Annotated in this window: 1 protein-coding gene; it reads left to right on the top strand. The window is 56.0% G+C overall.

Annotated elements, in window-relative coordinates:
• On the top strand, positions 1 to 671 hold a 671-nt coding region (locus ACO0LO_RS29005; protein ID WP_422970022.1), incomplete at both ends, for a GTP-binding protein.

The following is a 671-nucleotide window of genomic DNA, read 5'->3' as shown; positions in this document are numbered from 1 at the left end:
GCACGCCACTACGCCCACGTAGACTGCCCAGGCCACGCCGATTATGTCAAAAACATGATCACCGGCGCAGCCCAGATGGACGGCGCGATCCTGGTATGTTCCGCAGCAGACGGCCCAATGCCGCAAACACGCGAACACATCCTGCTGGCCCGCCAAGTAGGCGTACCATACATCATCGTGTTCCTGAACAAATGCGACATGGTCGACGACGCAGAACTGCTGGAATTGGTAGAAATGGAAGTACGCGAATTACTGTCCAAATACGAATTCCCAGGCGACGACCTGCCCATCATCCAAGGTTCCGCCAAACTGGCCCTGGAAGGCGACCAAGGTCCCCTGGGCGAACAAGCCATCATGAAACTGGCTGACGCACTCGACTCCTACATCCCAACACCAGAACGCGCTGTTGACGGCGCCTTCCTGTTGCCAGTAGAAGACGTATTCTCCATCTCCGGTCGCGGCACAGTCGTTACTGGCCGTATCGAACGCGGTATCGTCAAAGTTGGCGAAGAGATCGAAATCGTCGGTATTAAAGATACAGTCAAAACGACCTGCACAGGCGTTGAAATGTTCCGCAAACTGCTCGACCAAGGTCAAGCAGGCGACAACGTCGGCGTACTGCTGCGCGGCACCAAGCGCGAAGACATCCAGCGTGGTCAAGTGTTGGCAAA

Origin of the sequence: Undibacterium sp. TJN25, assembly GCF_049339885.1 — a bacterium.
Classification (GTDB): Bacteria; Pseudomonadota; Gammaproteobacteria; order Burkholderiales; family Burkholderiaceae_D; genus Undibacterium.
Note: the sequence above shows the minus strand (reverse complement) of the source record. Positions and strands in the feature narration are given on the sequence as shown.